The organism is Rhodococcus sp. 06-418-5, assembly GCF_002258285.1.
Taxonomy (GTDB): Bacteria; Actinomycetota; Actinomycetes; order Mycobacteriales; family Mycobacteriaceae; genus Rhodococcoides.
This window is the reverse complement of record NZ_NOYE01000031.1, coordinates 97,134-122,450: the sequence shown is the minus strand read 5'-3', so window position 1 is coordinate 122,450 and position 25,317 is coordinate 97,134. Positions and strand designations below refer to the sequence as shown.

The window sequence follows — 25,317 nt, the reverse complement described above, 5'->3', positions numbered from 1 at the left end:
CGGGTGTAGTATTTTCTACGAGCCCGGTTCATTCCGGGCGGTGTTCAGCCCGACCCCCCGGGGCTGAACCAGACGACCCTCGCCTCCTCCCCCCCTGGCGAGGGTCGTCCTCTTTTCTGGGGTAGGTCGAAAATTGGTACAGCAGTACCGGTATTCATCCACAGGCCCGAATCTATCCACATTTCCCCAAGTCGCGCGCATCTCGAGCAGATTCTCACGCACGCTTGGCGCATGGAAACGGACTCGCGGCAGCGGACCGCGCACCCGGCAGTGACGATGTCGATCGAGCTTCGCGGACTGCGCGAGGACGTCTACCGAATCGCCGCGGCCGCGGATTGTGTTGTGGAAGAGCAGAACTTACTGGTCGGTATCGGCTCGACACGTTCGATGTGGGACCGTTGCGGAATTATTTTGGTCGACTTCGCGTCCGCAGAGACGGCACTGTCGGCGGGATTTCCGAGACGACCGGGGGTCATTCTGGTCACGTCCGCACCGCCGACGCTCGACGATTGGCGAATCGCCACATCGCTCGGTGCCGAGCATGTGATCGCCCTGCCGTGGGACGAGGACGTACTCGTGCGGATACTCGGCGAACCCGCGTCGGCACCATCCGGAGACGGCGGCGTGATCACTGTGGTCGGCGCTCGCGGTGGCGCGGGCGCATCCACTTTCGCGACCGCACTCGGACTGTGCAGCAGCCGTTCGGGTCGACGTGCCCTCGTGGTCGAGGGCGACCGGTACGGCAGCGGCCTGGACCTGCTGCTCGGTTGGGAGAATGCTCCAGGTCTGCGGTGGTCCGGCTTGGTCGTCGAGGGCGGCCGAGTCTCCGCCGACGCTCTGCACGGGGCCCTGCCCTCCCGCTCCGGATTGTCGGTGCTGGCACTGGGCCGAGCCGACGGCCGAGGTATCGGACTCTCTGCCGTCGCAGTGGCGGCTGTACTCGATGCAGGACGCGCAGCGGGCGATCTCGTGGTGTGCGACGCCCCGCGTCATCCCAGCGACGTCTCCGACGCTCTGTATGCCGCGGCGGACCTCGTCACGCTGGTACTTCCGGCCGAGCTGCGCGCCGTGACGTCGGCCGAGGCGGTGGCCGCGCACGTGGTGGATCGAAATGCCAATGTCGGACTGGTCGTTCGCGGGCCGGCTCCGGGTGGGCTGAGGGCCGACGACATCGCCGTCGCCCTCGGGCTTCCGCTGTTGACGTCGATGCGGGCCGAGCCTGCACTGGCCGAGCGCCTCGAACGAGGAGGTCTGGTGCTGGGCCGTCGTTCGCCGCTGGCCGCAGCAGCCGACGCCGTGCTCGATACGTTCGCGCACAAGCCCGGTGGGCAGCGGAGGGCGGCATGAGCGCCGTCGTCACCGCGGATCTGCTCGACCGCGTCCGCGATCGTTTGGCTGCATCGGCCGACGCTCCGGTTCCCGCCACCGTCGCCGCAGCCATTCGAGCGGAAGCAGGCGGGGTCATCGGCGACACCGATATGCTTGCGGCCCTGAGGGTTCTGCAAACCGAGCTGACCGGCGCGGGGCCGTTGGAGCCGCTGCTGTCCGAACCGGGAGTGACCGACGTACTGGTCACCGCACCGGATCAGGTGTGGATCGATCGTGGGCGCGGACTCGAGCGCACCGGAGTTCGTTTCGTCGACGAGGCTGCCGTTCGCCGGCTCGCGCAACGGCTCGCCCTCTCGGCCGGCCGTCGACTCGACGACGCGCAGCCCTGGGTCGACGGCCGACTGCCCGGCGTCGGGCAGGGAGCGTTCGGCGTCCGCCTGCACGCTGTGCTGGCACCGGTGGCGAGCGGAGGAACGTGCGTGTCGCTCCGGGTGCTGCGACCCGCGACGCAGGGACTCTCCGCTCTCCGCGCATCGGGAGCCGTGACCGAGGACGGGTACGAGCTACTGCGTCGAATCGTGTTCGGTCGCTTGGCTTTCCTGGTCGTCGGCGGTACCGGGGCAGGGAAGACGACCCTTCTTGCTGCGCTGCTGGGCGAAGTGGATCCGTCCGAACGGATCGTCTGTGTCGAGGACGCGGCCGAGTTGGCACCGGCCCATCCGCACGTTGTTCGTCTCGTGGCCCGCGCACCCAACGTCGAAGGTGTCGGCGAGGTGTCGGTGCGGCAGCTGGTGCGTCAGGCCTTGCGAATGCGACCCGATCGACTCGTGGTCGGTGAGGTGCGCGGGGCCGAGGTGATCGACCTGATGACGGCGCTCAACACAGGTCACGACGGCGGAGCCGGAACCATCCACGCGAACTCCCCGGGGGAGGTGCCCGCCCGGCTCGAAGCTCTTGCCGCGCTGGGCGGAATGGGTCGAGACGCGCTGCACAGCCAACTTGCCGCGGCGGTTCAGGTGGTGTTGCACGTCCACCGCAGCGCCGACGGTACCCGACGACTACGTGAGATCGGAGTGGTCGACGTCGATCCCACCGGGCGTGTACACATCGCTCCGGCCTGGTCGGCGGCTGCCGACGCGACGCCGGGGCGAGATCGACTCCTCGAACTGCTCGATCGCCGCTGCGGTGACAACCGATGACGGCCGCGCTCGTGGTCCTCGCTGCAGCAGTCGTACTGTGGCCGAGCAGTTTTCGTCGGCTGCCGCGGGAGGCACGAACGGCGTCGAGCGCGCCGCGATGGCTGATGCCGACCGGCTGCGCTCTGGTCGTGGCAGGGACGGTGTGGTGGTTCGGCGGGTTCTGGGCCGTGAGCGCGGCGGCGGTGGCGGGTGGCACCGGATGGCGGCGTTTCCGTCGGAGACTCGAACGCGATCGGCGGGCCGAGGAATTGAACTGGCTCGCAACCGGAGTCGAGGTGGTCATCGGCGAGCTCCGCGTCGGATCCCATCCCGCCACGGCCAGCGCGGTTGCGGCCGACGAGTGCGGCGGAATCGCGTCGACGGCACTGCGCGGCGCGGCGTCGCGGGCCCGGCTGGGCGGCAGGGCTGCCGACGGCATCGCTGCGTCCGATTCATTGCTGGACGCGGAGCTGGCCCGATTGGCCGCAGCGTGGCGGGTGGCGGATGAGCACGGACTCGCGCTCGCCGAACTGCTCGACGCCACCCGTGAGGACATGCTGGGGCGTAGACGGTTTCGCGAACGAACGGACGCAGCGCTCGCCGGAGCCCGCGCCACCGCGCTGGTCCTGGCCGGACTACCGATCCTCGGAGTCGCGCTCGGTCAGCTGATGGGAGCCAATCCACTGCAGATCCTGCTCGGTGGCGGGCTCGGCGGAATGCTTCTACTCATCGGCACGGCCCTGGGCTGCGCGGGACTGCTGTGGACCGACGCGATCACCGGCAAGGTGACGACCTGATGTGGGCGACGGTGCTCTGTCTGGCATCGGCACTGATCACGCTGCCCACGGTCGCGAGCGGATTGCACAGGCTGGCACCCGACGGTTGTGCGAATGCCGACGCCGACGATGCGCCTGCCCCCGACCCGCTCGCGGTGGCCACGACCTTCGATCTGCTCGCAGCGTGCCTACGTTCGGGCCTTCCCGTGGCGACTGCCGCTGCGGCAGCGGCACATTCCGCTCCGATCTCGTTCGGTGTCGCGTTGCGCAAGGCCGCCGATCTGCTCGAACTCGGAGCCGACGCCACCACAGCGTGGGACGCCGTCGCGCAGGATCCGGAGACCGAGGCTCTGGCGAGGATGGCACGGCGATCTGCCCGAGCCGGGTCGTCCATGGCGTCGGCGATGACGGAACTCGCTGCGACCCAACGAACCCGGGCCGAAGACGCATCGGCTGCTGCCGCCGAGCGCGCCGGTGTGCTGATCAGCGGGCCACTGGGGCTGTGCTTTCTGCCTGCCTTCATCTGCCTCGGCATCATCCCCGTGGTGATCGGACTGGCGGGCAACGTACTGGGCGGCGGTCTGCTGTGACCGCCGCGCACTCGAGTGTCCGATGCGGAGATGCTGCATCGGAGAACAGGGAGGGGAATCGAGATGATCGAGAATGCACTGCAGGAGTTGAAGACTCGAATCATGCTGTTCGGCGTGGAGGACGACGGCATGTCGACCGCGGAATACGCCATCGGCACCATCGCGGCCGCGGCGTTCGGGGCGGTGTTGTACACGGTGGTGACCGGCAACAGCATCGTGACGGCGTTGACCGGGATCATCGATCGAGCGTTGAACACTGCCGTCTGATCTTGGGCGATGATGACGGGGCCGTGACGGTGGAGGCGGCGTTCGCGATCGCGTCCATCGTCGCGGTGATCGTGGTGTGTATCGGGGCGATCGTGTCGGTGACGATGCACATCGGGTGCGTCGATGCCGCCAGAGAAGCTGCTCGGTTGGCGGCCAGAGGTGATGGTGCGCAGGCTGTCTCGGTGGGGCAACGGGTCGGGCCCGACGGCGCTCGGGTGACGGTGACCGAGGACGGTGAGTTCTTCGTCGCTCGGGTGGAGGTGGCGAGTCCGCTGCCGGGGTTGACATTGTCAGCTGAGGCGGTTGCTGCTGCGGAACCGGTTGCAGCGGAATGAGGCCCGCTTTCGGGAGGGCGCTGCAGGACGACGAGGGCGGGGCGACGGTGTTGGCGGCGCTGGCGATGTCGGCGTTGATCGCTGTCGTTGTGATGGTGATCCACGTCGGCTCGGCGGTGGGTGCTCGTCATCAGGCGCAGTCGGCGGCCGATCTCGCGGCGCTGGCGGGTGCGGGGGCTCTCGATCGTGGGGTGGCCGATGCGTGCGAGACGGCGCGGGGGTTGGCGGTGCGTCTGGGTACCCAGTTGCGGGAGTGCACGATCGACGAGTGGGACGTGATCGTCACGGTGGGCCAACCGGTGTTCCTCGGTCGCTTCGGAATGTCCGACGCCATCGCCTCGGCGCGGGCGGGTCCGGGGTGACCGGACGTCCGCCGGGGACCCGTCTGGATCCGCCCTGGTTCGCAAACGCGCGCGCGTTTGTCAGGCGCGCCCGCCTTGGTTCGCAAACGCGCGCGCGTTTGTCAGGTGCGGGCGGACTCGCCCCGTTCGAGCCGGCTATTTCGCGCGCGCTCAGCGAATGCGCGCGCATTTGCGCCGAACCGCGACCTCCAACCCGGCCCCGACGGGCCCCACGGGCCTCGACGGTCCGACTTCAGCGGTCAGTGTGGAGTAACGGTGCGGGCCCCGGACTGCAGTGGGGCCAATCGAGTCAGTTGAGTGACGTGCTCCGGGGTGAGCTCGGCGATCGAATTGACCTGCAGCAGTTGCATGGTGCGCACGATGTCCTCGCGCAGGATCTCGATCATGCGGTCGACGCCCGCGCGACCTCCGGCCATCAGGCCGTACAGGTACGCCCGGCCGACGAGTGTGAACGACGCCCCCATCGCGATGGAGGCGACGATATCGGCACCGTGCATGATGCCCGTGTCGACGGCGACCTCGAAGTCGGAGCCGACTTCGCGCACGACCTGCGGCAGCAGGTGGAAGGGGACAGGAGCGCGATCGAGTTGTCGGCCTCCGTGGTTCGACAGGATGATGCCGTCGACTCCCAGTTCGGCGAGACGGGCCGAATCGGCCACCGACTGAACACCTTTGACGACCAGCTTGCCGGGCCAGATCTCCCGGATGACGTCGAGATCCTCGAACGAGATGGACGGATCCATCGCCGAATTGAGCAGCTCGCCGACCGTGCCGCCAGTGGAAGACAGTGACGCGAACTCGAGCTTGGCCGTGGTGAGGAAGTCCCACCACCACCATGGACGCGGAATGGCGTTGGCGATCGTCGACGCGGTCAACTGCGGCGGGATGGAGAACCCGTTGCGCTTGTCGCGCAGGCGAGCTCCTGCAACCGGTGTGTCGACCGTGAACAGCAGTGTGTCGAAGCCTGCGTTCGCGGCGCGTTCGACCAGCCCGAACGAGATGTCGCGGTCGCGCATGACGTAGAGCTGGAACCAGTTGCGCCCATTCGGGTTGGTGGCCTTGACGTCCTCGATCGACGTGGTGCCCAGGGTCGAGAGGCAGAACGGAATTCCAGCCGCTCCGGCTGCGGCAGACCCGGCGTACTCACCCTCGGTCTGCATCAGGCGGGTGAATCCCGTCGGCGCGATGCCGAACGGGAGCGCGGACGGCCCACCGAACACTGTCGTCGAGGTGTCGACGTGGGAGACGTCCCGCAGGATCGAGGGATGGAATTCGACGTCGCGGAAGGCCTGACGAGCTCGCGAGAGTGAGATCTCGGCGTCGGCGGCACCGTCGGTGTAGTCGAACGCCGCGCGCGGGGTGCGTCGACGGGCGATGGTGCGGAGATCGTCGATGGTGAGTGCCGCGCTCAGGCGTCGGCGGCGCAGGTTCAGATCGGGCTTCTTGAACGAGAGGACCTCGCGCAGGTCGGTAGCTTTGGGAATCTGCCGGGTGATGGGCATGTCATGGTCTCGATTCTGTGGGCGGATCTCCTCCCACCACACCACCCGAGGTCCCGGCAGCGACGCGCAGGGTGGTGCCCCGTCAGCTCCGCATCAGAGTGCGGAGCGCCGTGGCCATCGCGGGTTCGGTGTATCCACCGGTCCTGGCCACGAATGTGGTTCGACAGGTGATCACTTCGATTCCTGACGCGTCGGTGAGGGTGTTGCTGGTGACCATCACGTCGCTGCCCGAGGACTGTCGAAACGATTCCAGACACAGGTCGGAGTTGATCCGGTCGCCCACCTGCAACGGTCGTCGGAGCACGATCTGCTGATCGGTGTGCAGCACGTCGCTCACGGAGTAGCCGATCAGCAGGTGCTCGAACAGTTCGGGCAACAGCCGCGTGCCGATGACGCTGACGAACGTGACGGGGGCGATCAACGAGTCGTAGCCGAGAATGGCTGCGGCACGTTCGAGGTGATGCGATGGATGGTCGTCCTGGACGGACCGGGCGAACTCTCGAATCTGTTCACGCCCGATCTCGTAGTCCTGCGGCGGGAGATAGTGACAACCCACCTTTTCCACGATGGCCGGAACAGCCGCTGCATACCGGCCCGTCACGCGATCGGTCACAGGCATGTCGGACCTCCACAAGTCCTCCGGCTTTGTCGAGTCATCGACATTGGAACAGACTCAGAACTGACAGGTCGTCAGAGTTGCGCATATTTGCGAACGATCACAGTGGAGTCGGCGGTGTGCTGGAGATTCGCCAGGGTGCGACTCGCCGCAGGTTCGCAAACGCGCGCGCTTTTGCCAGGTGCGCGCAGATCTGCCCCGATCCGGCGACAATTTCGCTCGCGTTCAGCGAATGCGCGTGCGTTTGCGGCCGAACTGGGGCACCGCTGCGCGCAGATCCGCCCCGATGCGGCAGCAACTTCGCTCGCGTTCAGCGAATGCGCGCGCGTTTGCGGCCGAACTGGGGCGGCCGGCTCACCCCTCCCGAGTGATGGCCGACAACACCGCCGTCAACACTCGAACAGCGCCGTCTTTGTCCAGTGGATCGTTGCCGTTTCCGCATTTGGGTGATTGCACACACGAGGGACATCCGGTCTGACATTCGCACGAGACGATGGCGTCTTTCGTGGCGGTGAGCCAGTCTGCGATGGCGACGTGTCCTCGGTCGGCGAAGCCTGCTCCGCCGTCGTATCCGTCGTAGACGAACACCGTCGGCAGGCCGGTGTCGGGGTGCAGTGCCGTCGACACTCCGCCGATGTCCCAGCGATCGCAGGTCGCCACCAGTGGCAGCAATCCGATCGCGGCGTGTTCTGCGGCGTGCAGTGATCCGGGGAATCGTTCGTACGGAACTCCGCTGTGCTCGAGCAACTCCGGAGTGATGGTGTACATGACGGCTCGGGTGTCGAGAGTCTGTGCGGGCATGTCGAGTTCGATTGAATCGAGTACCTCGCCGGAGAGCAGGCGTCGCAGATATCCGACGACTTGATGTGTGACGTTCACCTGAACCAGCGCGACGCGTACCTCGCCGTAGTCGACGGATTCGTGCACCGCGGTGATCGAGATGTCGGTGATCTCGCGCGCCGAGGTGTTCCATTCGGGCTGCTCGGCGTGCACCAGTGCGAGACCGGCATCGAGATCGAGTTCGTCGACGACGAAGGACTCGCCCTGGTGGATGTGGACGGCACCGGGGTGGGCGGTGGCGGGCGCTCTTCCCCCGTCGACTGTGCCGAGCATGCGGCCCGACTCGCCGTCGACGATGGCCACCTGCACCCCGGTGCCGCCGCGAATGTTGACCGCGCCGTGCGGCGAGAGTTGCTGTCCCTCGGGGGTGATGAACCACCCGTGCGGACGCTTGCGTACGTAGCCTTTCAGCTCGAGTTCCTCGAGCACCGATTCCGCGTTCAGCTCCTCGGCCTCGACGAGGGTGATCGGTAGTTCGACTGCAGCGCAGAGCAATTGCGGAGCCAGGATGTACGGGTTGGTGGGATCGGTGACGGTGGCCTCGACAGGCTTGTCCAGCAGGGCCGCCGGGTGATGCACCAGATACGTGTCGAGGGGATCGTCACGCGCCACCAGTACCAGCAACGAGCCTTCCCCGCGTCGTCCTGCCCGGCCGCCCTGCTGCCAGAACGACGCGACGGTGCCGGGAAAGCCGGCGACGATCACCGCGTCCAAACCGGCGATGTCCACGCCCAATTCGAGCGCATTGGTGGTGGACACGCCGAGCAGGGTGCCGTCGGACAGATCGGATTCGAGCTTGCGCCGGTCCTCGGCCAAATACCCTGCGCGATAGGCGGCCACGCGTCGTACCAACTGCGGATCGACGTCGGCAAGAATTCGCTGGGTACCCAGAGCGGTCACTTCGGCTCCGCGTCTGGACCGCACGAATGCCAGGGTTCGCGCGCCCTCCACCAACAGGTCGGCCATGATGCGCGACGCCTCGGCCCCGGCCGACTTGCGAACCGGCGCACCGTTCTCGCCGGTGATCTCCTCGAGCAGCGGCGGTTCCCACAATGCGACGGTGCGTGCTCCGTGCGGGGATCCGTCCTCGGTGATCTCCTCGCACGGCGCTCCGATGAGGCGACTGGCTGCTCGCCCCGGTTCGGACGTCGTCGCACTGGCCAGAACGAATACCGGCGATGCGCCGTACCGTGCGCACAGGCGTCGTAGCCGGCGTAGCACCAACGCGACGTTGGATCCGAAAACGCCTCGGTAGTAATGGCATTCGTCCACCACCACGTAGCGCAGATTGCGAAGGAACCGCGACCATCGCTCGTGCGAGCCGAGGATGCCGAGATGCAACATGTCGGGATTGGTGAAGATCCACCGCGCATTGGCGCGTGCCCACTGGCGAATCTCGATCGGCGTGTCACCGTCGTACGCGCTGGGGAACACTTCGGCGAGTTCGTCTGAGCACGAACGTAACTCGTCGGTGATCGAGATAGTGGTGCGTAGCTGGTCGGCACCGAGGGCCTTGGTGGGAGCCAGGTACAGCGCGGTCGCCCGGGCATCGGCGGACAGCGTCGTCAGAATCGGGAGTTGATATGCCAGCGATTTGCCCGACGCCGTGCTGGTCGAGAGCACCACGTGACTGCCTTCGGCCGCGAGTGTCGCCGCACGTGCCTGATGCGTCCACGGTTGTGTGATCCCACGAGAGGTGATCACCTGCACCACTTCCGGGCCGACCCACGACGGCCAGGAGGCGAACTGCGAGGCCCGTGCCGGCAGCTCCGCGACGTGGGTCAGCGGGCTCTTGTTCGCGGGCGAGCCCGCCAGCACCCGATCCAGCAACCGCTGCCCGTAAGTCTCTACATCCGCACCGCCCAACGGATGCTTGTCGCTCACTGCCGGTCTCCATGCATTCGTTCGATCTACTGGCCACCCGTTCGAGCTCGATGCGACCTGGGGTCCTCATGCTATCGCGGACACGAAACGGGCCGCTCGAGCCCTGGTGAGAGTGGTATTTCGCCCGTCCGGCGGTGTGTGCTCCCCCGACGCGGGCAATTTGTTCGAAAAGGGTCGGTTTTCGACTGTTGCGAACGCGGAGTTCATGGTTCACTTGACGCGGTCGCAGCTTCTGTGTTCGTTCTACGCTTCGCAGGATCTTATGTTGCGGGCGCGGTACTGGGAGAGCTCGTCCATCAGGGGGAATCCTGAGGGGGATTCGTACAAGTGCAGCGGTCGGAACCGGCCCGATGGATCGAAAGTGCGCTCCATCGAATCCGGTGTTAGAAAGAGAAGGAAAAGCATGGCACAGGGAACTGTGAAGTGGTTCAACGCCGAAAAGGGCTTTGGATTCATCGCACCAGAAGACGGCTCCGCTGACGTTTTCGTTCACTACTCCGAGATCCAGGGCAGCGGCTTCCGCACCCTCGAGGAGAACCAGCGCGTCGAGTTCGAGGTCGGACAGGGCACCAAGGGTCCTCAGGCCACGGGCGTTCGCGCAGTCTGATTCTCTTCTCTTCGGAGTCGAGATACTCATCCCCCTTTCCCATCGGCCTACTACAGGCGATGGGAAAGGGGGATGTTTCGTTCGGGCGAACCACCGGGGAGCGTCGAAAGCCGTGAGCGCGGACGCCGATGTCCTAATGTCCATGCTGTGAACCAGCTGTCCTTCTTCTCTGCCGAGTCGTTACCGCCCGCGGTGACCGATCTCAGCGGGCTGCTGGCTGCCACCGGGCATGTCGTCACCTCCTCGGGTTCGGCCCGTATCTCCGTCGTGGTCGACGCGCAGTGGCGCGCGGATGCCATCGCCGAACTCATCGAGCAATGCGGTCTGACGCCGGAGCTCGGTCGGTCGGAAGAGGACAGACCACTGGTGCGTACCGCGTCGGTGCCCGAACTGTCTGCACTGGCGTCTCTGTGGACCAAGGGCGCTGTCAAGGCCGTCCCGCCCGGTTGGGTACCGGGTTCCCGTGAACTGCGCGCCTGGGTGCTCGCATCGGGTCGTCCCGAGGCCGAGGGGGAGCGCTACGTGCTCGGCCTCGATCCCCATGCGCCGGAGACGCACGCCGTCCTGGCTCAGTCACTGATGCGCGCGGGTATCGCGCCGACGCTCATCGGCACGCGCGGATCCAATCCTGGCCTCCGAATCACCGGTCGACGTCGGCTGTTGCGACTGACCGAGAACGTCGGCGAGGCTCCACAGAACGTGGACGCACGTACCAATTGGCCCCACGCCGAGTAGAACGATCTGTGACTGATCTGCGAGTATTTGGCCGACGTATGTCAGTCTGTTAGTAGTGGGACAGGCAAATCTGCCTGTGAAAACGCACTAGGGAAGGTTCGGCAGCAAGGTGGCAGCACGTAACAACGGCACGGGGGACAGCTCCGCCGAGCCACGTCGTCTGGTCATCGTCGAGTCTCCGACCAAGGCAAAGAAGATCGCCCCGTACCTCGGGAGCAACTACGTCGTCGAGGCCTCCGTCGGCCACATTCGCGACCTTCCCCGCGGTGCCGCGGACGTTCCCGCGAAGTACAAGGGTGAGCCCTGGGCGCGTCTCGGCGTGGACGTCGACCACGACTTCGAGGCCCTCTACGTCGTCTCGCCGGAGAAGAAAGGCAAGGTCGCCGAGCTCAAGAGCCTGCTCAAGGACGCCGACGAGCTCTATCTCGCCACTGACCCCGACCGCGAGGGTGAGGCCATCGCCTGGCATCTCCTCGAGACCCTGAACCCCAAGATCCCCGTTCGACGCATGGTGTTCCACGAGATCACCAAGCCGGCCATCCTCGCCGCAGCGGCCGATACCCGCGACCTGGACCAAGACCTGGTCGACGCCCAGGAGACGCGTCGTATCCTCGACCGTCTCTACGGCTACGAGGTCAGCCCGGTGCTGTGGAAGAAGGTCATGCCGAAGCTCTCGGCAGGCCGAGTGCAGTCCGTCGCCACCCGCATCGTCGTCCAGCGTGAGCGCGAGCGAATGGCTTTCCGCAGCGCCGAGTACTGGGACATCTCCGCCACGCTCGACGCCGGAGCCGAGGCAACGCCGCGCAGTTTCGGTGCCCGTCTGGTCAATGTCGACGGCAATCGTGTCGCCGCCGGTCGCGACTTCGGGGCCGACGGCAAGCTCAAGTCCGACGCAGTGACCGTCCTCGACGAACCCCGTGCCCGACGCCTCGCCGAGGCTCTCGAGGGCGTCGATCTGACGGTCGCGTCCGCCGAGGACAAGCCCTACACCCGCAAGCCTTACCCGCCGTTCATGACGTCGACGCTGCAGCAGGAAGCCGCCCGCAAGTTGCGCTTCAGCTCCGAGCGCACCATGCGGGTCGCGCAGCGGCTGTACGAGAACGGCTACATCACCTACATGCGTACCGACTCGACGACGCTGTCGGCGTCGGCGATCTCCGCGGCACGCACACAGGCGACCGAGCTCTACGGGCCGGAGTATGTCCATCCCTCGCCGCGGCAGTACACCCGCAAGGTCAAGAACGCGCAGGAGGCCCACGAGGCCATCCGCCCGTCCGGTGACGTCTTCCAGACGCCCGGTCAGTTGCACTCGGCCCTGCAGACCGACGAATTCCGGCTCTACGAGTTGATCTGGCAGCGCACGGTCGCGTCGCAGATGGCCGATGTTCGCGGCACCACGCTGACACTGCGCATCACCGGAACGGCCGGAACCGGCGAGGAGTGCACGTTCTCCGCATCCGGTCGCACCATCACGTTCGCCGGCTTCCTCAAGGCCTACGTGGAGAGCGTCGACGATCAGGCAGGCGGACAGTCCGACGACGCCGAATCCCGTTTGCCTGCCCTGGTTCAGGGCCAGGCCGTCACCGCCACCCAGCTCGATCCCGACGGCCACACCACCAACCCGCCCGCACGATTCACCGAGGCGTCGCTCATCAAGACGCTAGAGGAGCTGGGCATCGGTCGGCCGTCGACGTATTCGTCGATCATCAAGACCATCCTCGACCGCGGGTACGTCTACAAGCGCGGCAGTGCACTGGTGCCGTCGTGGGTGGCGTTCTCGGTGGTTGCCTTGCTTGAGGCGCACTTCGGGCGTCTGGTGGACTTCGACTTCACCGCAGGGATGGAGGACGACCTCGACGCCATCGCGGGAGGCCGTGAGCGACGCGGCAATTGGCTGCAGAGCTTCTACTTCGGCGGCGACACCGGTGCCGAGGGTTCGGTGGCCCGCTCCGGTGGTCTGAAGAAGATGGTGGGCCAGAATCTCGAAGAGATCGATGCGCGCACCATCAACTCCATTCGCTTGTTCGACGACTCCGAGGGTCGCGAAATCCATGTGCGCGTAGGCCGTTACGGCCCGTACCTCGAGCGCATGGTGCGCAACGACGACGATCCCGACGGCGATCCGATCAGCCAGCGCGCCAACCTGCCCGACGATCTTCCGCCGGACGAGTTGACGATCGACTTCGCCGAAAAGCTGTTCGCCACACCGCAAGAGGGCCGCAAGCTCGGTGTCGATCCGCTGACCGGTCACGACATCGTCGCCAAGGAAGGTCGTTTCGGGCCCTACGTCACCGAGATCCTGCCCGAGCCGGAGCCCGAACCGACGCCCCCCGAGCCCGACATCGTCCCGGTGCCGTCCGGCAACGACAGTGATGGCGGCGGCGGGGTCAAGACCGCGGTGAAGAAGGCCGCGGCCAAGAAAGCACCGGCCAAGAAGGCGGCTGCGAAGAAGGCGACCGGCCCCAAGCCGCGCACCGGTTCTCTGCTCAAGTCCATGGATCTGGCGACCATCACGCTCGACGATGCACTCAAGCTGCTGTCGCTGCCGCGTGTCGTCGGAGTCGATCCGGAGTCCAAGGAAGAGATCCTCGCGCAGAACGGTCGCTACGGCCCGTATCTGAAGAAGGGCACCGACTCTCGCTCGCTCGCCGACGAGGATCAGATGTTCACCGTCACGCTGGAAGAGGCGCTCAAGATCTACGCCGAGCCCAAGCGTCGCGGTCGTCAGGGTGAAGCCAAGCCGCCGCTACGCGAGATGGGCGTCGACCCGATCAGTGAGAAGCCGATGGTGATCAAGGACGGTCGCTTCGGGCCGTACGTCACCGACGGTGAGACAAACGCCAGCCTGCGCAAGGACGACGACGTGGAGTCGATCACCGACGATCGCGCGTCGGAGTTGTTGGCGGACAGGCGTGCTCGCGGACCGGTGAAGAAGAAGGCACCGGCGAAGAAGGCGGCTGCCAAGAAGGCACCGGCGAAGAAGGCCGCTGCGAAGAAGGCTCCGGCCAAGAAAGCTGCTGCGAAGAAGACGGCCACCAAGACCACTGCTGCGAAGAAGGCATCGGTCAAGAAGGCTCCGGCCAAGAAGACCGACAGCGATTAGCCCGCGAGCTCGAAGTTATGGACGGGATTTCGGCCGAATGCGTCCATAACTTCGAGTTCGGCAATTCTCGGTCGCTCGAGCCGTTCCTGCCCGCGCCGGAGTAGTCGGGCCCAACCGTTAGGGTTGCCAGCATGGTGGGTGTGTTCGATCGATTGGTCGGTCAGGAAGATGTCGAGGCCGATCTGACGGCGGCAGCGGTGGCGGCTCGCACCGGTGTCGACTCGTCGGCGATGACGCATTCCTGGCTGTTCACCGGCCCGCCCGGGTCCGGTCGTTCCATCGCCGCCCTGTGCTTCGCCGCGGCATTGCAGTGCACCACCGAGGGCATTCCGGGGTGCGGGCACTGCCAGGCCTGTTCGACGACGATGGCCGGAACCCACGGCGATGTGCGACGCGTCGTGCCCGAGGGCTTGAGCATCAGCACCAAGGAGATGCGAGACATCGTCTCCATCGCCTCGCGTCGCCCCAGCACAGGCCTGTGGCAGGTGGTCGTCGTGGAGGACGCCGACCGACTCACCGAAGGTGCCGGAAACGTGTTGCTGAAGGTGGTCGAGGAGCCGCCGGCGCGGACGGTGTTCCTGCTGTGTGCGCCGTCGGTCGATCCGCAGGACATCTCGGTGACCCTGCGCTCGCGCTGCCGGCACGTCTCACTGGTCACGCCCACGGTGCCGGCGATCGCGCAGGTGCTGCAGACGCGCGACAAGCTCGACGCCGAGACGGCGGAGTGGGCCGCATCGATCAGCGGCGGCCACGTGGGCAGAGCGCGTCGACTCGCCACCGACGAGGACGCGCGGGCGCGTCGCAAACGTGCGCTGGCTCTGGCGTCGGCTGCGGCTCGGCCCAATCAGGCCTACCTCGCGGCCGAGGAGTTGGTGAAGGCCGCCGAGGACGAGGCCAAGGAGATGAGTGCCTCGCGCGACGAGGCCGAAACCGAGGAGCTGCGGACGGCGCTGGGTGCGGGCGGTACCGGTAAGGGCGCGGCGGGCGCGCTGCGCGGCTCGGCCGGGGTGCTCAAGGATCTGGAGAAGCGGCAGAAGTCGCGTGCCACCCGAACCGGTCGCGATTCACTCGATCGCGCGCTGATGGATCTGGTGGGCCTGTATCGAGATGCGCTCGCTCGCTCGTACGGATCGACCGCGACCGCGACGCACCCCGACATGGCCGAGCAGGTCGAACGCATGGCAAAAGCCGTCCCACCCGAGGCGCTGCTGAAGAGCATCGAAGCGATCCTCGAATGCCGAGAGTCGTTGGCGGTCAACGCGAAACCGAAGTTCGCGATCTATGCGATGGTCGCGACGCTGGGCGACGTGCTGCGCTAGTTCTGCGTCTTCTTGCGGGCCCGCGAGGCCCGGAGATTGGCAATGTTGCCGCAGGTCTTCACGTCGTGCCAGACGCCACTGTTGTTGCGGGAGCGGTCGTAGAAGGCGGATCCGCACGCCTCGTTCTTGCAACGCTTGAGTCGACGCCACGTGTCCGCCTGTTGGGCGAGAAGCACTTCCGACCAGATCTGCGACGCGATCCGGTCGGACCCGGTGCCGGTGGGGGAGAGCCGGACGGTGCCGTCGGTACCCGGAACGAGCTCGACTCGCACTGCCGGCTGCGCAGCCATATCGCCTGCAATGGCCGCTTCCACATCGGATCTCAGTATCCGTAGAGCGGCTGCGTCTGTGTCCGACAAAGACGTCCCCCAGGTAGCGGATGCTGACCTGCCGTCTGCGATGAGGTCGGGCAGGTCGTAGGCATCGATGGCCCGCGTGTTGAGCAGATCCTGAACCACCTGCAAGCCGTCGGGTGCCGGCGCGAGTCGGAAGCGCTCCGTCGGAGACAGTGACATAACTGAACTGTATTTGACTATGTCGTGTCGGTCAACTATGAATGACAGAATCAAAAGCATTTGACCTCTGTCTCGAAGGGTGACCGCCATGGTGGCGATTCAAGGAGCAACAGTGTTGGTGACCGGCGGTCAGCGCGGTCTGGGCAAGGCGACGGTCGACGCGTTGCTCGAGCGTGGGGCCGCGAAGGTCTACGCGACAGCCAGAAATCCGCGAGAGGACACCGATCCTCGGGTGGTGCCGGTTGCCCTCGATGTCGCCGACGCCAATTCCGTTGCAGCGCTTGGCGATATCGCGTCCGACGTGTCGATCGTCTTCAACAATGCCGGTGCGCCGGGTACTACTCCGCTGCTGACGACGTCGATCGACGACATTCGCGCGGTGTTCGAGACCAACGTCTTCGGTGCCCTGCGAATCGCGCAGGAATTCGCCCCGATCCTGAAGGCCAACGGAGGCGGCGCGCTCGTCGACATCCACTCGGTGCTGTCCTGGCTCGGCGGCGCGGGTGCCTACGGTGCATCCAAAGCGGCGATCTGGTCGGCCACCAACTCACTGGGGCTCGAGCTCGCACCGCAGGGAACCCTCGTCGTCGGGGTGCATCTCGGATACACCGACACCGACATGATCGCCGATCTCGACGTCCCGAAGAACGACCCACGCGACGTGGTGCGCCAGGTGCTCGACGCCGTCGAGGCCGGCGAGACCGAAGTGCTCGCCGACGACGTGACCAGGCACGTCAAGTCGATCCTGAGCGGGCCGGCGGAAGGCCTCGGCCTCGCAGGCTGATCGCACGAGGAGGCGATTTTCGTTTCGAGAGGATGCTCCGTTAGACTCACCAACGCCGAAAGGCACGCCGCCTTAGCTCAGTCGGTAGAGCATTTCACTCGTAATGAAAAGGTCAAGAGTTCGATTCTCTTAGGCGGCTCGACCAATAGGCCCCTGACACGCATCAGCGTGTCGGGGGCCTTTGTGGTTGTTCGATTCAGCGCCGGATCGTCCCCTTCGCCCCGTCGGTCCTGCAAGATCAGTCCATGCATACCGACAGCGCCCGCGGTGACCTGATGACGGCAGTCGTCACCACCGGCACCGGGGGATACGACAAGCTCGTCGTGTCAAAGGTGCCGAGACCCGTGCCGGGTCCGAGTGAGGTGCTCGTTCGCGTGTTGGCGGCGGGGATGAACAACACCGAGATCAACACACGCGTGGGCTGGTACCCCAACGGCGGATGGAACGACGCGACGCCGTTTCCGTTGATCCAGGGCACCGACTGCTGCGGGGTCGTGTGTGCGAGTCCCGGTATCGACGAGTCCATCATCGGCCGCCGGGTCCTGGTTCGATCGTGCATGCGCGTCGACGGATTCTCGTCGGGCGAGACGCGCTGGTTGGGTTCGGACATGGATGGCGCGTTCGCGCAGTTCGTCGTCGTTCCCGCGAGCGAGGTCTTCGTGGTCGATTGTGGGTGGACCGACGCGGAGCTGGCGACGATCCCGTGTGCGTACGGCACAGCGGAGAACATGATCGCTCGCGCGGGAGTCCGCCCGGAGTCGACGGTGCTGATCACCGGCGCGTCGGGTGGAGTAGGTTCTGCCGCAGTGCAACTCGCCGTTCGGCGCGGCGCGCGCGTGATCGGCGTCGCGAGCCGCGCCAAACACGACCAGCTCCGCGAACTCGGCGTGGACGAGGTCCACGGGCGCGATGAGGACCTGGCGACCGCCCTCGGCAAGCACAGCGTCGATGTGGTGATCGACAACGTCGCAGGCGACGGTTTCGGCCCTCTGCTCGACCTCCTCGTTCGCGGGGGAACCTACGTCTCCTCCGGCGCGATCGCAGGACCCGTCGTCGAGCTGGACCTACGCACGATGTACCTGAACGATCTGACGCTCCTCGGGTGCACGGCGTGGGACGAGGATGTATTTCCGAACCTCGTGTCGTACATCGAGGCCGGTGAGATTCGTCCGTTGCTGGCCGAATCGTTTCCCCTCGAGCAGACCGCTGTAGCGCAGCAGCGCTTCCTGGAGAAGAACCACGTCGGAAAGTTCGTGCTCGTTCCGCCGGTCATCGTCGACCGGATCGAATCGTAGTGAGAGGGGACGACATCGACGGGAGCCATCTCGATGAGACTGTTGTACAACGAATCCCCGGTGCGTTCAGAATCCGGGGAACAGCTGTACCAGATCGTCGCGGGCCGTCGGGCCGCTGATATCCATGTCGTCCTCGGGACGGAGGCGGCCGTAGACGAGCCGGGTCGTGACGTCGGACGTGGCGGTGACAGTGCTCGGTGCACTGCGATCCGTTCCGGTTTCGATGTGGACCTCGTCGTCGACAACCAGGAGATCGCGGTGGTCGCTGTGCAACAGGAGGATCTGCCGCGCGGCGAGTCGTTGCCGGACGGCACCGTCGTGAAAGCGAGAGGCAATCATGTCGATCCGCTGCCACACGAGGTCGAGTTGGCCGACCGTCGCCGACGGGTCGAATGTCACCGCGACATCCCAACCGTGCAGAGCGTGCTCCGAGAGCCGGTAGCCCAGGTACGTGGTCAGGTCCATCGGGCCGGCGAAGTAGGGGACCCGTAGCGATTTCTCCTGCTCGACGGTGATGCCTGCGAGCAGTTCGAGGTGGGCGGCGTCCGCTCGCTGCCACTGCAGCCGTTGCTCGGCAGGGCCCAGGTCGTTCCAGCGGTCCCAGATCGGGGTGAGTTCGTCTCGTTGCGGGCCGCGGTGGTCACCGGCCAGCCCGCGGCGTACCAGGTCGGTGCAGATCTCGGCGGCACTGCCGAGATGCGAGAGAACCTGCGCGACAGTCCAGTCCCCATCACGAGACGCCAGCGAAAGATCTTCCGTGCTCAGCCCGTCGACCAGGTGTCGTAGATCGTTAGAGGCGGTCTGGAGGGCGTGTAGCCAGTCTCGTGAGGGGCGCGTCGTGTGGTCGAATTGGGGCATTGTTCTCCTCGGTCGGTGATGGCGGGTGCAGAACTCGGGTAGGCCTGATACGTCAGACCTGGTACGGCATGTCGGCGGCGGTGAGGCCCTCGAGTGCCATACCGAACGGCACGTCCTGCACGATTCGCTTGCGGAGGTTCCGGTTCAGGGTCTGCTTCTGCAGGGTTCGATAGAGTGCCGGCTTGGCGGCAAGGCCGCGCGCAATCTCGAGGCCCCGTGTGAGCGCCTTGTCGTGGGCCAGCACCTCACTGACGACGCCCCACTGCAGTGCGGTCTTCGCGTCGATCGACTCGCCGGTCCACAGCAGCCACTTGGCGCGAGCGGTCCCGACGATCTCCTCCCACACCACCTGCACGCCATCGCCGCCGGTGATGCCGAAGGCCGGGTGGGGCGAGTCGCCGTAGGTGGCCTGTTCGGAAGCGATGTGGATATCGGTCAGCAGCAGGTACTCGGAGTGGATGGTCGCCGGGCCATTGGCGACACCGATCACCGGCAGTGGAAGCTCGACCAGGCGCTGGAGAACCTTCGCACCCTCGACGCGGGTCTTCTCCCAAGCGGCCGGTTTGAAGATCTCCCCGAGGCTCGGGCCGTCGATGTCTTTCACGAAGTGGTCGCCGGTGCCGGTCAGCACCATCGCCCTGTTGTCGCCGTCCAGCGCGATCTGCTCGAGCAGCGCCGGAAAGTCTTCGTGGGTTCGGCCGGTGAAGGTCAGTGCCTCGCCGCCTGTGTGGAGGCGCACGAGCAGCACGCCATCCTCGTCGCGAGTGATGGCGAAGTTGTCGTACTCGGTGAAGTAAGCCGGGGTGGTCATGGAGCGCCTTTCGTCTCTAACTGAACAGGTCTGTTCGCATAGCTGAGTGAACAGGTCGGTTCAGATATTGTCAAGCGCTAACTGAACAGATCTGTTCAGGGCGGGTAGGCTTGCGCTATGACCACCGTCAAGACTCGCCGCCGGCCGGGACTCGAGCGCGTCCTCGCGACCGCCGATCGGCTCTTCTACGAGCGCGGGATCCATGCAACGGGAGTCGATCTGATCGCCGACGAGGCCGGTGTCTCGAAGACCACCATGTACACCTACTTCCGAACCAAGGACGACCTGGTCGCGGCATACCTACAGGGCCGCAGCGACCGCTGGCAGCGGCACGTCGCCGAGCAGCTCGCAGTGCGCGGGGGAAGCTCGACCGACAAGGCTCTGTCGGTCTTCGATCTACTCGGCGAATGGTTCGGGACGGACGATTTTCGAGGCTGTCCGTTCATCAACGCCGAGGCGGAGTCGGCACCGGATGCGCCGGGGCATCAAGTGAATCTGGGGCATCGCGGATGGGTGCGGGATCTGTTCGCAGAACTTCTGCGGCCACTCGGTGTCACAAGCTCGGACGAAATGCTGATCCTCCAGCTGACGACCCTGTACGACGGCGCTATGGCCAGTGCCTACGCCGAACCCGGGCCGTCCTGGGCGCATGCTGCGCGGGAAGCAGCCCGCGGCCTCATCGATCGCTTCGAAACCGAGCAACCGCCAGTTCGGTGAGTCGAGATCTCGGTCGCGCCGGCGAGGGACATCGGACCCGCGGGCACACTGGATGAAGTGTTCGCCTCCCTCGCCCCCGCGCGCCGTCGTCTCGTATTCGTCGTACTCGCTCTCGTCCTGGTCGGAATTCTCGCGGCCGTGGCGGCCTTCGTCGCATCACGCCCCACGAGCGACCCCGTCGCGAGCGTCGACCAGTCCGCTCCCGGCCCGGTGCTGCTGGTCCCCGGGTTCGGCGGGTCCACCGATGCATTGGATGTGCTTGCGGCGGAACTACGAGAGAACGGCCGCGACGCGACCGTCGTGGCCCTGCCCGACGGCGGCGTCGGCGACCTGACCGTGCAGGCGCAGACCCTGCGCGACGCCGTCGACGCAGCCCTTACTCGCACGGAAGCGACGTCGGTCGACGTCGTCGGATATTCCGCCGGTGGGGTGGTGGCCCGGATCTGGGCCACCGATATGGGCGGCGTCGAGCAGGCTCGACGCATCGTGACCCTCGGCTCCCCACATCACGGCACCCAGGTGGCCGCTCTGGCGTCCCAGGTCCTGCCCGACCAATGCCCGACGGCCTGTCAGCAGCTCGTCCCCGACAGTTCCGTGCTCACCGCCCTGAACTCCGGCGACGAGACGCCGGAGGGGCCGCAGTGGGTGTCGGTGTGGACCGAACTGGATCAGGTGGTGACCCCGCCGTCCTCGGCCCGACTCGACGGAGCGATCGACATCCCCGTGCAGAGCGTGTGTGCGGACTCCACCGTCGATCACGGGAACCTGCCCCGCGATCCTCTCGTCGGCGCAATCGTGTCCGCCCAGTTGGACGGCGATTCCACCACCCAGCTCGGCGCAGCCGATTGCAGCCGTCTCAGCTCGTGATGTCCTTGGTCGTGAAGTTCGCCCACGCCGCACCCAGAAGCACGACGACGTAGACGCCCTGCAACCCGACGCCGCGCACCAGGTCCCGCGTGGGCACCGGGTCGCGGAAGAGGTCTACGAAAGCCAACCAGTATCGCGTCGGGAGGTACGGCGCGATGGCATCGGCGGCGTCCAGCGTCAGCAGCAGCGAACTGGCGATGAGGAACGCCAGTGCGCCGAGCGTCGCGGCGAGCGGGGAGTCGGTCAGGGTCGAGAGGAACAGGCCCATGGCCGCCACTCCGAGCATCGAGAGCGTCACATAGAGCACGGCGATGACGGTCCGCACGGCGACCTGTTGATCGGTCAGCACCGTGCCGGACACGCTGGCGACGCCACCAACGGTCGAGACGTCGAACAGCGTCGTGCCGACGAAGTACGCGACAGCAGCCACGATGACCACCGCCAGCAGCACGAAGGCGGCCACCGAGATCAGCTTCGCCACCAGTAGCTTGGTGCGTCCCACCGGGCGCGCGAGCAGGTAGCGCAGGGTGCCGGCCTGGGCCTCCCCGGCAACGGCATCGCCTGCGATGACCGATACAGCGACAGGAAGAAACAACGGAAGCACGATGGCGAGCGCGGCGAGCGGGAAGAGCTGACCGTTGGTGAGCACCGCCGACAGGAAGGCGGGGCCTTCGCCGGGCCGCGGACCGACGTCGGTGAGGGCCAACAGACCCGCGACGACGGTGGGCAGCAGATTGAGCAGGAGAATGACGACCCACGTGCGGGGTCGGCTCAGCATTGCGCGCAGCTCGACGCCGATCATGCGGTCACCTCCATCTCGGTGGAGCGGACGGGACCGTCGACGCGGTCGGCACTGGCACCGGTGACGGCCAACACGGACTGCTCCAGACTCATCTGCTGCGGGGTCAGCTCGCTCACCCGGACGCCGCCTTCGACGAGCAGCCGATTGAGCAGGGCAGAGTCCGGGTGTTCGATCACGAGCTGCTGCCCTTCACGGTGGAACACGGTCGCGTTCTGGATTCCGGAGAGCACGGTGACGGCCTCGGCCGGGTCCGGGGTGGTCACGAGCACCCGACCGGTCGGCTGCTGGAACGCGGCGAGCTGATCCTGCAGAACGAGGCGACCTCGATCGAGAACTCCCACGCGGTCGCACAACTGCTCCACCTCGGCCAGCAGGTGGCTCGAGAGGAACACGGTGGTGCCCTTCGCATGCAGGCCCAGGAGCAACTCCCGAATCTCGAGGATTCCCTGTGGGTCGAGACCGTTGGTCGGCTCGTCGAGGATCAGCAGCTCGGGGGTGCGCATCAGTGCCGCAGCCAATCCGAGACGCTGCCGCATTCCGAGCGAGTACTGCTTGACCGGCCTCCGTCCCACCCCGCCGAGTCCCACCTGTTCGAGGGCCTCGCCGACGCGGGCGGTCCTGGTGCGCCGGGAACCTCCCGGCCCGGCTGCGTCGAGCAAGGTGAGATTCCGTCGTCCGGAGAGGTTGGGGTAGGCGGCGGGGTTCTCGATCAGCGCCCCCACCCGCGGCAGCACGCTCCTGCGTCGCCGCGGCATCTCCTCGCCGAGCACCTGCATCTGCCCGGAGGTCGCCAGGACGAGCCCGAGCAGCATCCGCACGGTCGTCGTCTTACCGGATCCGTTCGCACCCACGAAGCCGTAGATGTCGCCGGCGCGCACGTCGAGGTCGACGCCGTCGACTGCCCGCACCGATCCGTAACTCTTGGTCAGGCCGGTCGTGCGGATCATGTGGCTGCTCCTTCGAGCTGCTGGGCGGCGGTGGCCAGGGTTTGCGCGGTGACGGTGCCGGAGAGCAGGTAGCGACGCCGGTCGGCGCTGGGCTCGGTGATCAGGACGTTGAGGGGGCCGATCGTCAGTGCGACGCTGCTACCGGTGACGACCGCCCCCGGCGCGGCCCGCAGCTGATCGACGAGCCCCCGTGCGGCGCGACGCGGCAGCGGAGCAGCGATCAATTCCGTCACGCCGCGGCCGTAGATTCCCACCGCACCCTGGACTCCGCGGTCCCTCAGATCGAGTCCCGACAGCGTCGAAGGGAGACCGGCAGAGTCGATCCCGTCGGCGAACGAGGCGATGTCGAGACCGTCCTGCTGCTGCACATCGGTACCCGGCGGCGGAACGAAGCGGACGGTGTCGGCGTCCGGGGTCGCGGAGGAGAAGTCGAGGAACGCGGTGCTGACGATGGGGCGAGTGACCCCGTCGCCCAGCACGTCTACCTGCAGTGGAAGCCCGCTGTCGGGGTCGGCCCACACGTCGACCTCGGTGATCGTGCTCTGCGATTCGCTGGGGATCAGTCGCAGGCCGGGGGCGTCGCGGCCGGCAATCCGACGGGCGGGCAGCCGGGTGACCTCATCGGCGGTCGTCTCGCTGAGCAACCGCTGCCCGAGCTCCGGGGGTAGCAGGTCGGCTTGGCGAGGCAGGCGCAGACTCGGCTCGGGGACGGGGGTCACCACGGCCGTGTTCTGTTCGTAGTCCCAGCTCCACAGCCGAGCCGGGCTCCGGTAGAGACCGCGCTCACCGGCGAGGCGCACGGTGTCGACGCGCCAGCTGTCCGGGGCGCGATACCAAGCGCGCAGAGTCGTGGTGTCGCCCAACAGATCCGGAAGTCCGCCGAGACCGTCGGTGACGGGGAGGGTGACACCGCCGACGGCCTGGGCGTAGCCCGAGTACGGGGTCGCGGTCGAGGACTGGACGCGGGAGAGCAGTTCGGCCGCACTGATGTCCGACGCGTCGACGGGCCAGCGCTCGATCACCGCGGGCGTGGTGACGAGCACGGCGATGCCGAGCACCACCGCCAGCCACCGCCACTTCTTGTGCACCTCATCGACCGTACGGACGTACCCGTTGTGCTGCATGTGGGTAGTACAAAGCCCGCGTCAGTCGACGAGCACGAAATTCGCGAGACCGTAACTCACACCGTTGATCTGGAGCTCGATCGAGTGCGGGCCGGGGTAGTACTTCCGTGTGGTCAACGCTCGAAAGGAGTGTTGCCGCGCAACGTCGACGCCCTCACCGGGCGCGATCGTTTTCGTCGTCAGCTTGAACGTCTTACCCGTCACTCCACCGTTGGCCTTGGTGTGGTGGACGATGTAGTCGATCGCGACCTTGGCCGGTTCGGTGCCGACATTGTGGATCGACGCATCGAAGCGCACGCTCTCGCCGATCCGTAGCTCCGCGACATCGAGGGTGGGGCCTGTCACCTCCAAGTCGGCGGGCGCGAACCCCAGCAGGGCGAGTGCGTCGGTGTCACCGTTCTTGATCACCGTCCGAAGTGCGTGTCGTACGAGCCGGTCGGTGTGCGCGTCCGGGTCGTCGAGCCACCGCGCCGCGGTCCGAACGACCAAGTCCGGGACGTCCCGGCTGAAGTCGTTGAGGTGGTTGGCGACCGACCGCCGAACGTAGTCACTGTCGTCCCGGTAGAGCTCGTCGAGGATCGCTACCGTGACGCCGGGCCGCGCGAGAATCTCGGGGACACGCACCGACCACGGCAGATACGGGCGTGTGCCCTCCGATGCCAGACGCCGCACGTGCTCGTCCGGTGATCGAGTCCATTCCGCCGCGATGGCGAGAGCCCGATCCAGATCGGCTCGTAGGAACGTGCGGACGGCGAACTCGGAGCTGAGCCTGCCGGTGAGTTCGGCCAGCAGCGACATTCCGTCGTCGAACGCGGCCGAGGTCTGCTCCTCGACGGCCTTCGTCGCCACGGCGCTCGTGACCGGCCAGATCGACCAGCCCTGGAAATCCGGATCCTCGGCGGCCCGTCGGATGGTCCGAGCGAACTCTGCGTAATCGCCGGGCAATCCCACGAGAAGCGCGTCGCGCAGTAGATCGGCGCGCGCCCGCAGCGCGAGCGGTCCCAACTGATCGACCGATCCCGTCAGCAGCGACAGATCAGCACTCGGTGCGGCGTTGCGAATGGTCCGAAGCAGCGTGCGAGCCGCGTCCGGGCCGATGAGTTCGTCGGCGAAGGGCATGAGAGCTTCTTACCCGAGATCCATGAGCCGCGGAA

25 protein-coding genes and 1 tRNA gene are annotated in these 25,317 nt (G+C 66.5%); 16 read left to right on the top strand and 10 right to left on the bottom strand.

What is annotated here, in order from left to right:
- Positions 1–231: 231 nt before the first annotated feature.
- The 7 genes from ssd to CH274_RS21860 all read left to right on the top strand — a co-directional run bounded on the left by ssd (position 232) and on the right by CH274_RS21860 (position 4,837).
- Complete coding sequence (gene ssd / locus CH274_RS21890) at positions 232–1,347, top strand: septum site-determining protein Ssd (protein ID WP_094658930.1); 1,116 nt, start codon at positions 232–234, stop codon at positions 1,345–1,347.
- A complete protein-coding gene (locus CH274_RS21885; protein WP_094658929.1) occupies positions 1,344–2,528 on the top strand; it encodes a TadA family conjugal transfer-associated ATPase in 1,185 nt (394 codons plus the stop codon). The genes ssd and CH274_RS21885 overlap by 4 nt, the downstream gene beginning before the upstream one ends.
- A complete protein-coding gene (locus CH274_RS21880) occupies positions 2,525–3,304 on the top strand; it encodes a type II secretion system F family protein (protein WP_094658928.1) in 780 nt (259 codons plus the stop codon). The genes CH274_RS21885 and CH274_RS21880 overlap by 4 nt, the downstream gene beginning before the upstream one ends.
- The gene (locus CH274_RS21875) at positions 3,301–3,873 is read left to right on the top strand and encodes a type II secretion system F family protein (protein ID WP_179275840.1); all 573 of its coding nucleotides are present in this window, start codon (positions 3,301–3,303) and stop codon (positions 3,871–3,873) included. Before CH274_RS21880 ends, CH274_RS21875 begins: the two co-directional genes overlap by 4 nt.
- 63 nt (positions 3,874–3,936) lie before the next feature.
- Complete coding sequence (locus CH274_RS21870) at positions 3,937–4,140, top strand: DUF4244 domain-containing protein (RefSeq protein WP_032395244.1); 204 nt, start codon at positions 3,937–3,939, stop codon at positions 4,138–4,140.
- A gap of 2 nt (positions 4,141–4,142) precedes the next feature.
- Positions 4,143–4,475 carry a TadE family type IV pilus minor pilin gene (locus CH274_RS21865; RefSeq protein ID WP_256993657.1) on the top strand — a complete coding sequence of 111 codons (333 nt, stop codon included), beginning with the start codon at positions 4,143–4,145 and terminating at the stop codon, positions 4,473–4,475.
- Positions 4,472–4,837: an Rv3654c family TadE-like protein gene (locus CH274_RS21860; protein ID WP_094658926.1), complete on the top strand. Its 366-nt coding sequence runs from the start codon at positions 4,472–4,474 to the stop codon at positions 4,835–4,837. Before CH274_RS21865 ends, CH274_RS21860 begins: the two co-directional genes overlap by 4 nt.
- 239 nt (positions 4,838–5,076) lie before the next feature.
- Here the strand turns inward: CH274_RS21860 and CH274_RS21855 are convergent, their stop codons facing one another.
- From CH274_RS21855 to CH274_RS21845, 3 genes are all read right to left on the bottom strand, one after another.
- Positions 5,077–6,339: an alpha-hydroxy acid oxidase gene (locus CH274_RS21855; RefSeq protein ID WP_094658925.1), complete on the bottom strand. Its 1,263-nt coding sequence runs from the start codon at positions 6,337–6,339 to the stop codon at positions 5,077–5,079.
- 82 nt (positions 6,340–6,421) lie between these two features.
- Entirely contained in the window at positions 6,422–6,958 is a 537-nt protein-coding gene (locus CH274_RS21850; protein ID WP_094658924.1) for an FAS1-like dehydratase domain-containing protein, read from the bottom strand.
- A 351-nt stretch (positions 6,959–7,309) separates the two neighbouring features.
- The gene (locus tag CH274_RS21845) at positions 7,310–9,679 is read right to left on the bottom strand and encodes a DEAD/DEAH box helicase (RefSeq protein WP_179275820.1); all 2,370 of its coding nucleotides are present in this window, start codon (positions 9,677–9,679) and stop codon (positions 7,310–7,312) included.
- Positions 9,680–10,082: 403 nt separating this feature from the next.
- Between CH274_RS21845 and CH274_RS21840 the strand changes: the two genes are divergently transcribed.
- From CH274_RS21840 to CH274_RS21825, 4 genes are all read left to right on the top strand, one after another.
- Complete coding sequence (locus CH274_RS21840) at positions 10,083–10,286, top strand: cold-shock protein (RefSeq protein WP_005248460.1); 204 nt, start codon at positions 10,083–10,085, stop codon at positions 10,284–10,286.
- Between the two features lie 147 nt (positions 10,287–10,433).
- Positions 10,434–11,021, top strand: coding sequence for a hypothetical protein (locus tag CH274_RS21835; protein WP_032395242.1), 588 nt, complete (start codon positions 10,434–10,436; stop codon positions 11,019–11,021).
- A 109-nt stretch (positions 11,022–11,130) separates the two neighbouring features.
- Positions 11,131–14,124, top strand: coding sequence for a type I DNA topoisomerase (gene topA / locus CH274_RS21830; protein ID WP_094658923.1), 2,994 nt, complete (start codon positions 11,131–11,133; stop codon positions 14,122–14,124).
- 131 nt (positions 14,125–14,255) lie between these two features.
- A complete protein-coding gene (locus CH274_RS21825; protein ID WP_094658922.1) occupies positions 14,256–15,443 on the top strand; it encodes a DNA polymerase III subunit delta' in 1,188 nt (395 codons plus the stop codon).
- Here the strand turns inward: CH274_RS21825 and CH274_RS21820 are convergent.
- Positions 15,440–15,958 carry a CGNR zinc finger domain-containing protein gene (locus tag CH274_RS21820; RefSeq protein ID WP_094658921.1) on the bottom strand — a complete coding sequence of 173 codons (519 nt, stop codon included), beginning with the start codon at positions 15,956–15,958 and terminating at the stop codon, positions 15,440–15,442. The genes CH274_RS21825 and CH274_RS21820 overlap by 4 nt on opposite strands.
- Positions 15,959–16,046: 88 nt before the next feature.
- Between CH274_RS21820 and CH274_RS21815 the strand changes: the two genes are divergently transcribed.
- The 3 genes from CH274_RS21815 (at position 16,047) to CH274_RS21805 (ending at position 18,037) form a co-directional block, all read left to right on the top strand.
- The gene (locus CH274_RS21815) at positions 16,047–16,742 is read left to right on the top strand and encodes an SDR family oxidoreductase (RefSeq protein ID WP_094659127.1); all 696 of its coding nucleotides are present in this window, start codon (positions 16,047–16,049) and stop codon (positions 16,740–16,742) included.
- A gap of 66 nt (positions 16,743–16,808) precedes the next feature.
- Positions 16,809–16,881, top strand: a tRNA-Thr gene (locus tag CH274_RS21810).
- 106 nt (positions 16,882–16,987) lie between these two features.
- Positions 16,988–18,037, top strand: coding sequence for a zinc-binding dehydrogenase (locus CH274_RS21805; RefSeq protein WP_256993656.1), 1,050 nt, complete (start codon positions 16,988–16,990; stop codon positions 18,035–18,037).
- Between the two features lie 66 nt (positions 18,038–18,103).
- Here CH274_RS21805 and CH274_RS21800 read toward each other — a convergent pair whose 3' ends face one another.
- Positions 18,104–18,895, bottom strand: a complete 792-nt coding sequence (locus CH274_RS21800) for a maleylpyruvate isomerase N-terminal domain-containing protein (RefSeq protein ID WP_094658920.1) — start codon at positions 18,893–18,895, stop codon at positions 18,104–18,106.
- Positions 18,896–18,947: 52 nt separating this feature from the next.
- A complete protein-coding gene (locus tag CH274_RS21795) occupies positions 18,948–19,706 on the bottom strand; it encodes an enoyl-CoA hydratase/isomerase family protein (RefSeq protein WP_032395235.1) in 759 nt (252 codons plus the stop codon).
- Positions 19,707–19,823: 117 nt separating this feature from the next.
- Here CH274_RS21795 and CH274_RS21790 point away from each other — a divergent pair, with 117 nt between their 5' ends.
- On the top strand, positions 19,824–20,423 hold the full coding sequence (locus tag CH274_RS21790; protein ID WP_094628707.1) for a TetR/AcrR family transcriptional regulator: 600 nt from the start codon (positions 19,824–19,826) through the stop codon (positions 20,421–20,423).
- A gap of 57 nt (positions 20,424–20,480) precedes the next feature.
- Positions 20,481–21,290, top strand: a complete 810-nt coding sequence (locus CH274_RS21785; protein ID WP_094658919.1) for a lipase family alpha/beta hydrolase — start codon at positions 20,481–20,483, stop codon at positions 21,288–21,290.
- Here the strand turns inward: CH274_RS21785 and CH274_RS21780 are convergent.
- Genes CH274_RS21780 through CH274_RS21765 form a run of 4 tightly spaced genes read right to left on the bottom strand, consistent with a single transcriptional unit; the run spans position 21,280 to position 25,282 of the window.
- Complete coding sequence (locus CH274_RS21780; RefSeq protein ID WP_032395233.1) at positions 21,280–22,092, bottom strand: ABC transporter permease; 813 nt, start codon at positions 22,090–22,092, stop codon at positions 21,280–21,282. The genes CH274_RS21785 and CH274_RS21780 overlap by 11 nt on opposite strands.
- A complete protein-coding gene (locus CH274_RS21775; protein WP_094628701.1) occupies positions 22,089–23,039 on the bottom strand; it encodes an ABC transporter ATP-binding protein in 951 nt (316 codons plus the stop codon). Before CH274_RS21775 ends, CH274_RS21780 begins: the two co-directional genes overlap by 4 nt.
- A complete protein-coding gene (locus CH274_RS21770; RefSeq protein WP_094658918.1) occupies positions 23,036–24,163 on the bottom strand; it encodes a LolA family protein in 1,128 nt (375 codons plus the stop codon). Before CH274_RS21770 ends, CH274_RS21775 begins: the two co-directional genes overlap by 4 nt.
- Positions 24,164–24,184: 21 nt before the next feature.
- Positions 24,185–25,282: a DNA alkylation repair protein gene (locus CH274_RS21765; protein ID WP_094658917.1), complete on the bottom strand. Its 1,098-nt coding sequence runs from the start codon at positions 25,280–25,282 to the stop codon at positions 24,185–24,187.
- Positions 25,283–25,317: the final 35 nt, after the last annotated feature.

What these genes read in the sequence shown, in the direction of transcription:
- CH274_RS21870 (WP_032395244.1), top strand. Translation starts at nt 3,937, where the DNA reads ATGATCGAGAATGCACTGCAGGAGTTGAAGACTCGAATCATGCTGTTC.
- CH274_RS21780 (WP_032395233.1), bottom strand. Translation starts at nt 22,092, where the DNA reads ATGATCGGCGTCGAGCTGCGCGCAATGCTGAGCCGACCCCGCACGTGG.
- CH274_RS21850 (WP_094658924.1), bottom strand. Translation starts at nt 6,958, where the DNA reads ATGCCTGTGACCGATCGCGTGACGGGCCGGTATGCAGCGGCTGTTCCG.
- CH274_RS21880 (WP_094658928.1), top strand. Translation starts at nt 2,525, where the DNA reads ATGACGGCCGCGCTCGTGGTCCTCGCTGCAGCAGTCGTACTGTGGCCG.
- CH274_RS21795 (WP_032395235.1), bottom strand. Translation starts at nt 19,706, where the DNA reads ATGACCACCCCGGCTTACTTCACCGAGTACGACAACTTCGCCATCACT.
- CH274_RS21860 (WP_094658926.1), top strand. Translation starts at nt 4,472, where the DNA reads ATGAGGCCCGCTTTCGGGAGGGCGCTGCAGGACGACGAGGGCGGGGCG.
- CH274_RS21815 (WP_094659127.1), top strand. Translation starts at nt 16,047, where the DNA reads ATGGTGGCGATTCAAGGAGCAACAGTGTTGGTGACCGGCGGTCAGCGC.
- CH274_RS21800 (WP_094658920.1), bottom strand. Translation starts at nt 18,895, where the DNA reads ATGCCCCAATTCGACCACACGACGCGCCCCTCACGAGACTGGCTACAC.
- CH274_RS21820 (WP_094658921.1), bottom strand. Translation starts at nt 15,958, where the DNA reads ATGTCACTGTCTCCGACGGAGCGCTTCCGACTCGCGCCGGCACCCGAC.
- CH274_RS21805 (WP_256993656.1), top strand. Translation starts at nt 16,988, where the DNA reads ATGCATACCGACAGCGCCCGCGGTGACCTGATGACGGCAGTCGTCACC.
- CH274_RS21770 (WP_094658918.1), bottom strand. Translation starts at nt 24,163, where the DNA reads ATGCAGCACAACGGGTACGTCCGTACGGTCGATGAGGTGCACAAGAAG.
- CH274_RS21855 (WP_094658925.1), bottom strand. Translation starts at nt 6,339, where the DNA reads ATGCCCATCACCCGGCAGATTCCCAAAGCTACCGACCTGCGCGAGGTC.
- CH274_RS21765 (WP_094658917.1), bottom strand. Translation starts at nt 25,282, where the DNA reads ATGCCCTTCGCCGACGAACTCATCGGCCCGGACGCGGCTCGCACGCTG.
- CH274_RS21840 (WP_005248460.1), top strand. Translation starts at nt 10,083, where the DNA reads ATGGCACAGGGAACTGTGAAGTGGTTCAACGCCGAAAAGGGCTTTGGA.
- ssd (WP_094658930.1), top strand. Translation starts at nt 232, where the DNA reads ATGGAAACGGACTCGCGGCAGCGGACCGCGCACCCGGCAGTGACGATG.
- CH274_RS21790 (WP_094628707.1), top strand. Translation starts at nt 19,824, where the DNA reads ATGACCACCGTCAAGACTCGCCGCCGGCCGGGACTCGAGCGCGTCCTC.
- CH274_RS21825 (WP_094658922.1), top strand. Translation starts at nt 14,256, where the DNA reads ATGGTGGGTGTGTTCGATCGATTGGTCGGTCAGGAAGATGTCGAGGCC.
- CH274_RS21775 (WP_094628701.1), bottom strand. Translation starts at nt 23,039, where the DNA reads ATGATCCGCACGACCGGCCTGACCAAGAGTTACGGATCGGTGCGGGCA.
- CH274_RS21885 (WP_094658929.1), top strand. Translation starts at nt 1,344, where the DNA reads ATGAGCGCCGTCGTCACCGCGGATCTGCTCGACCGCGTCCGCGATCGT.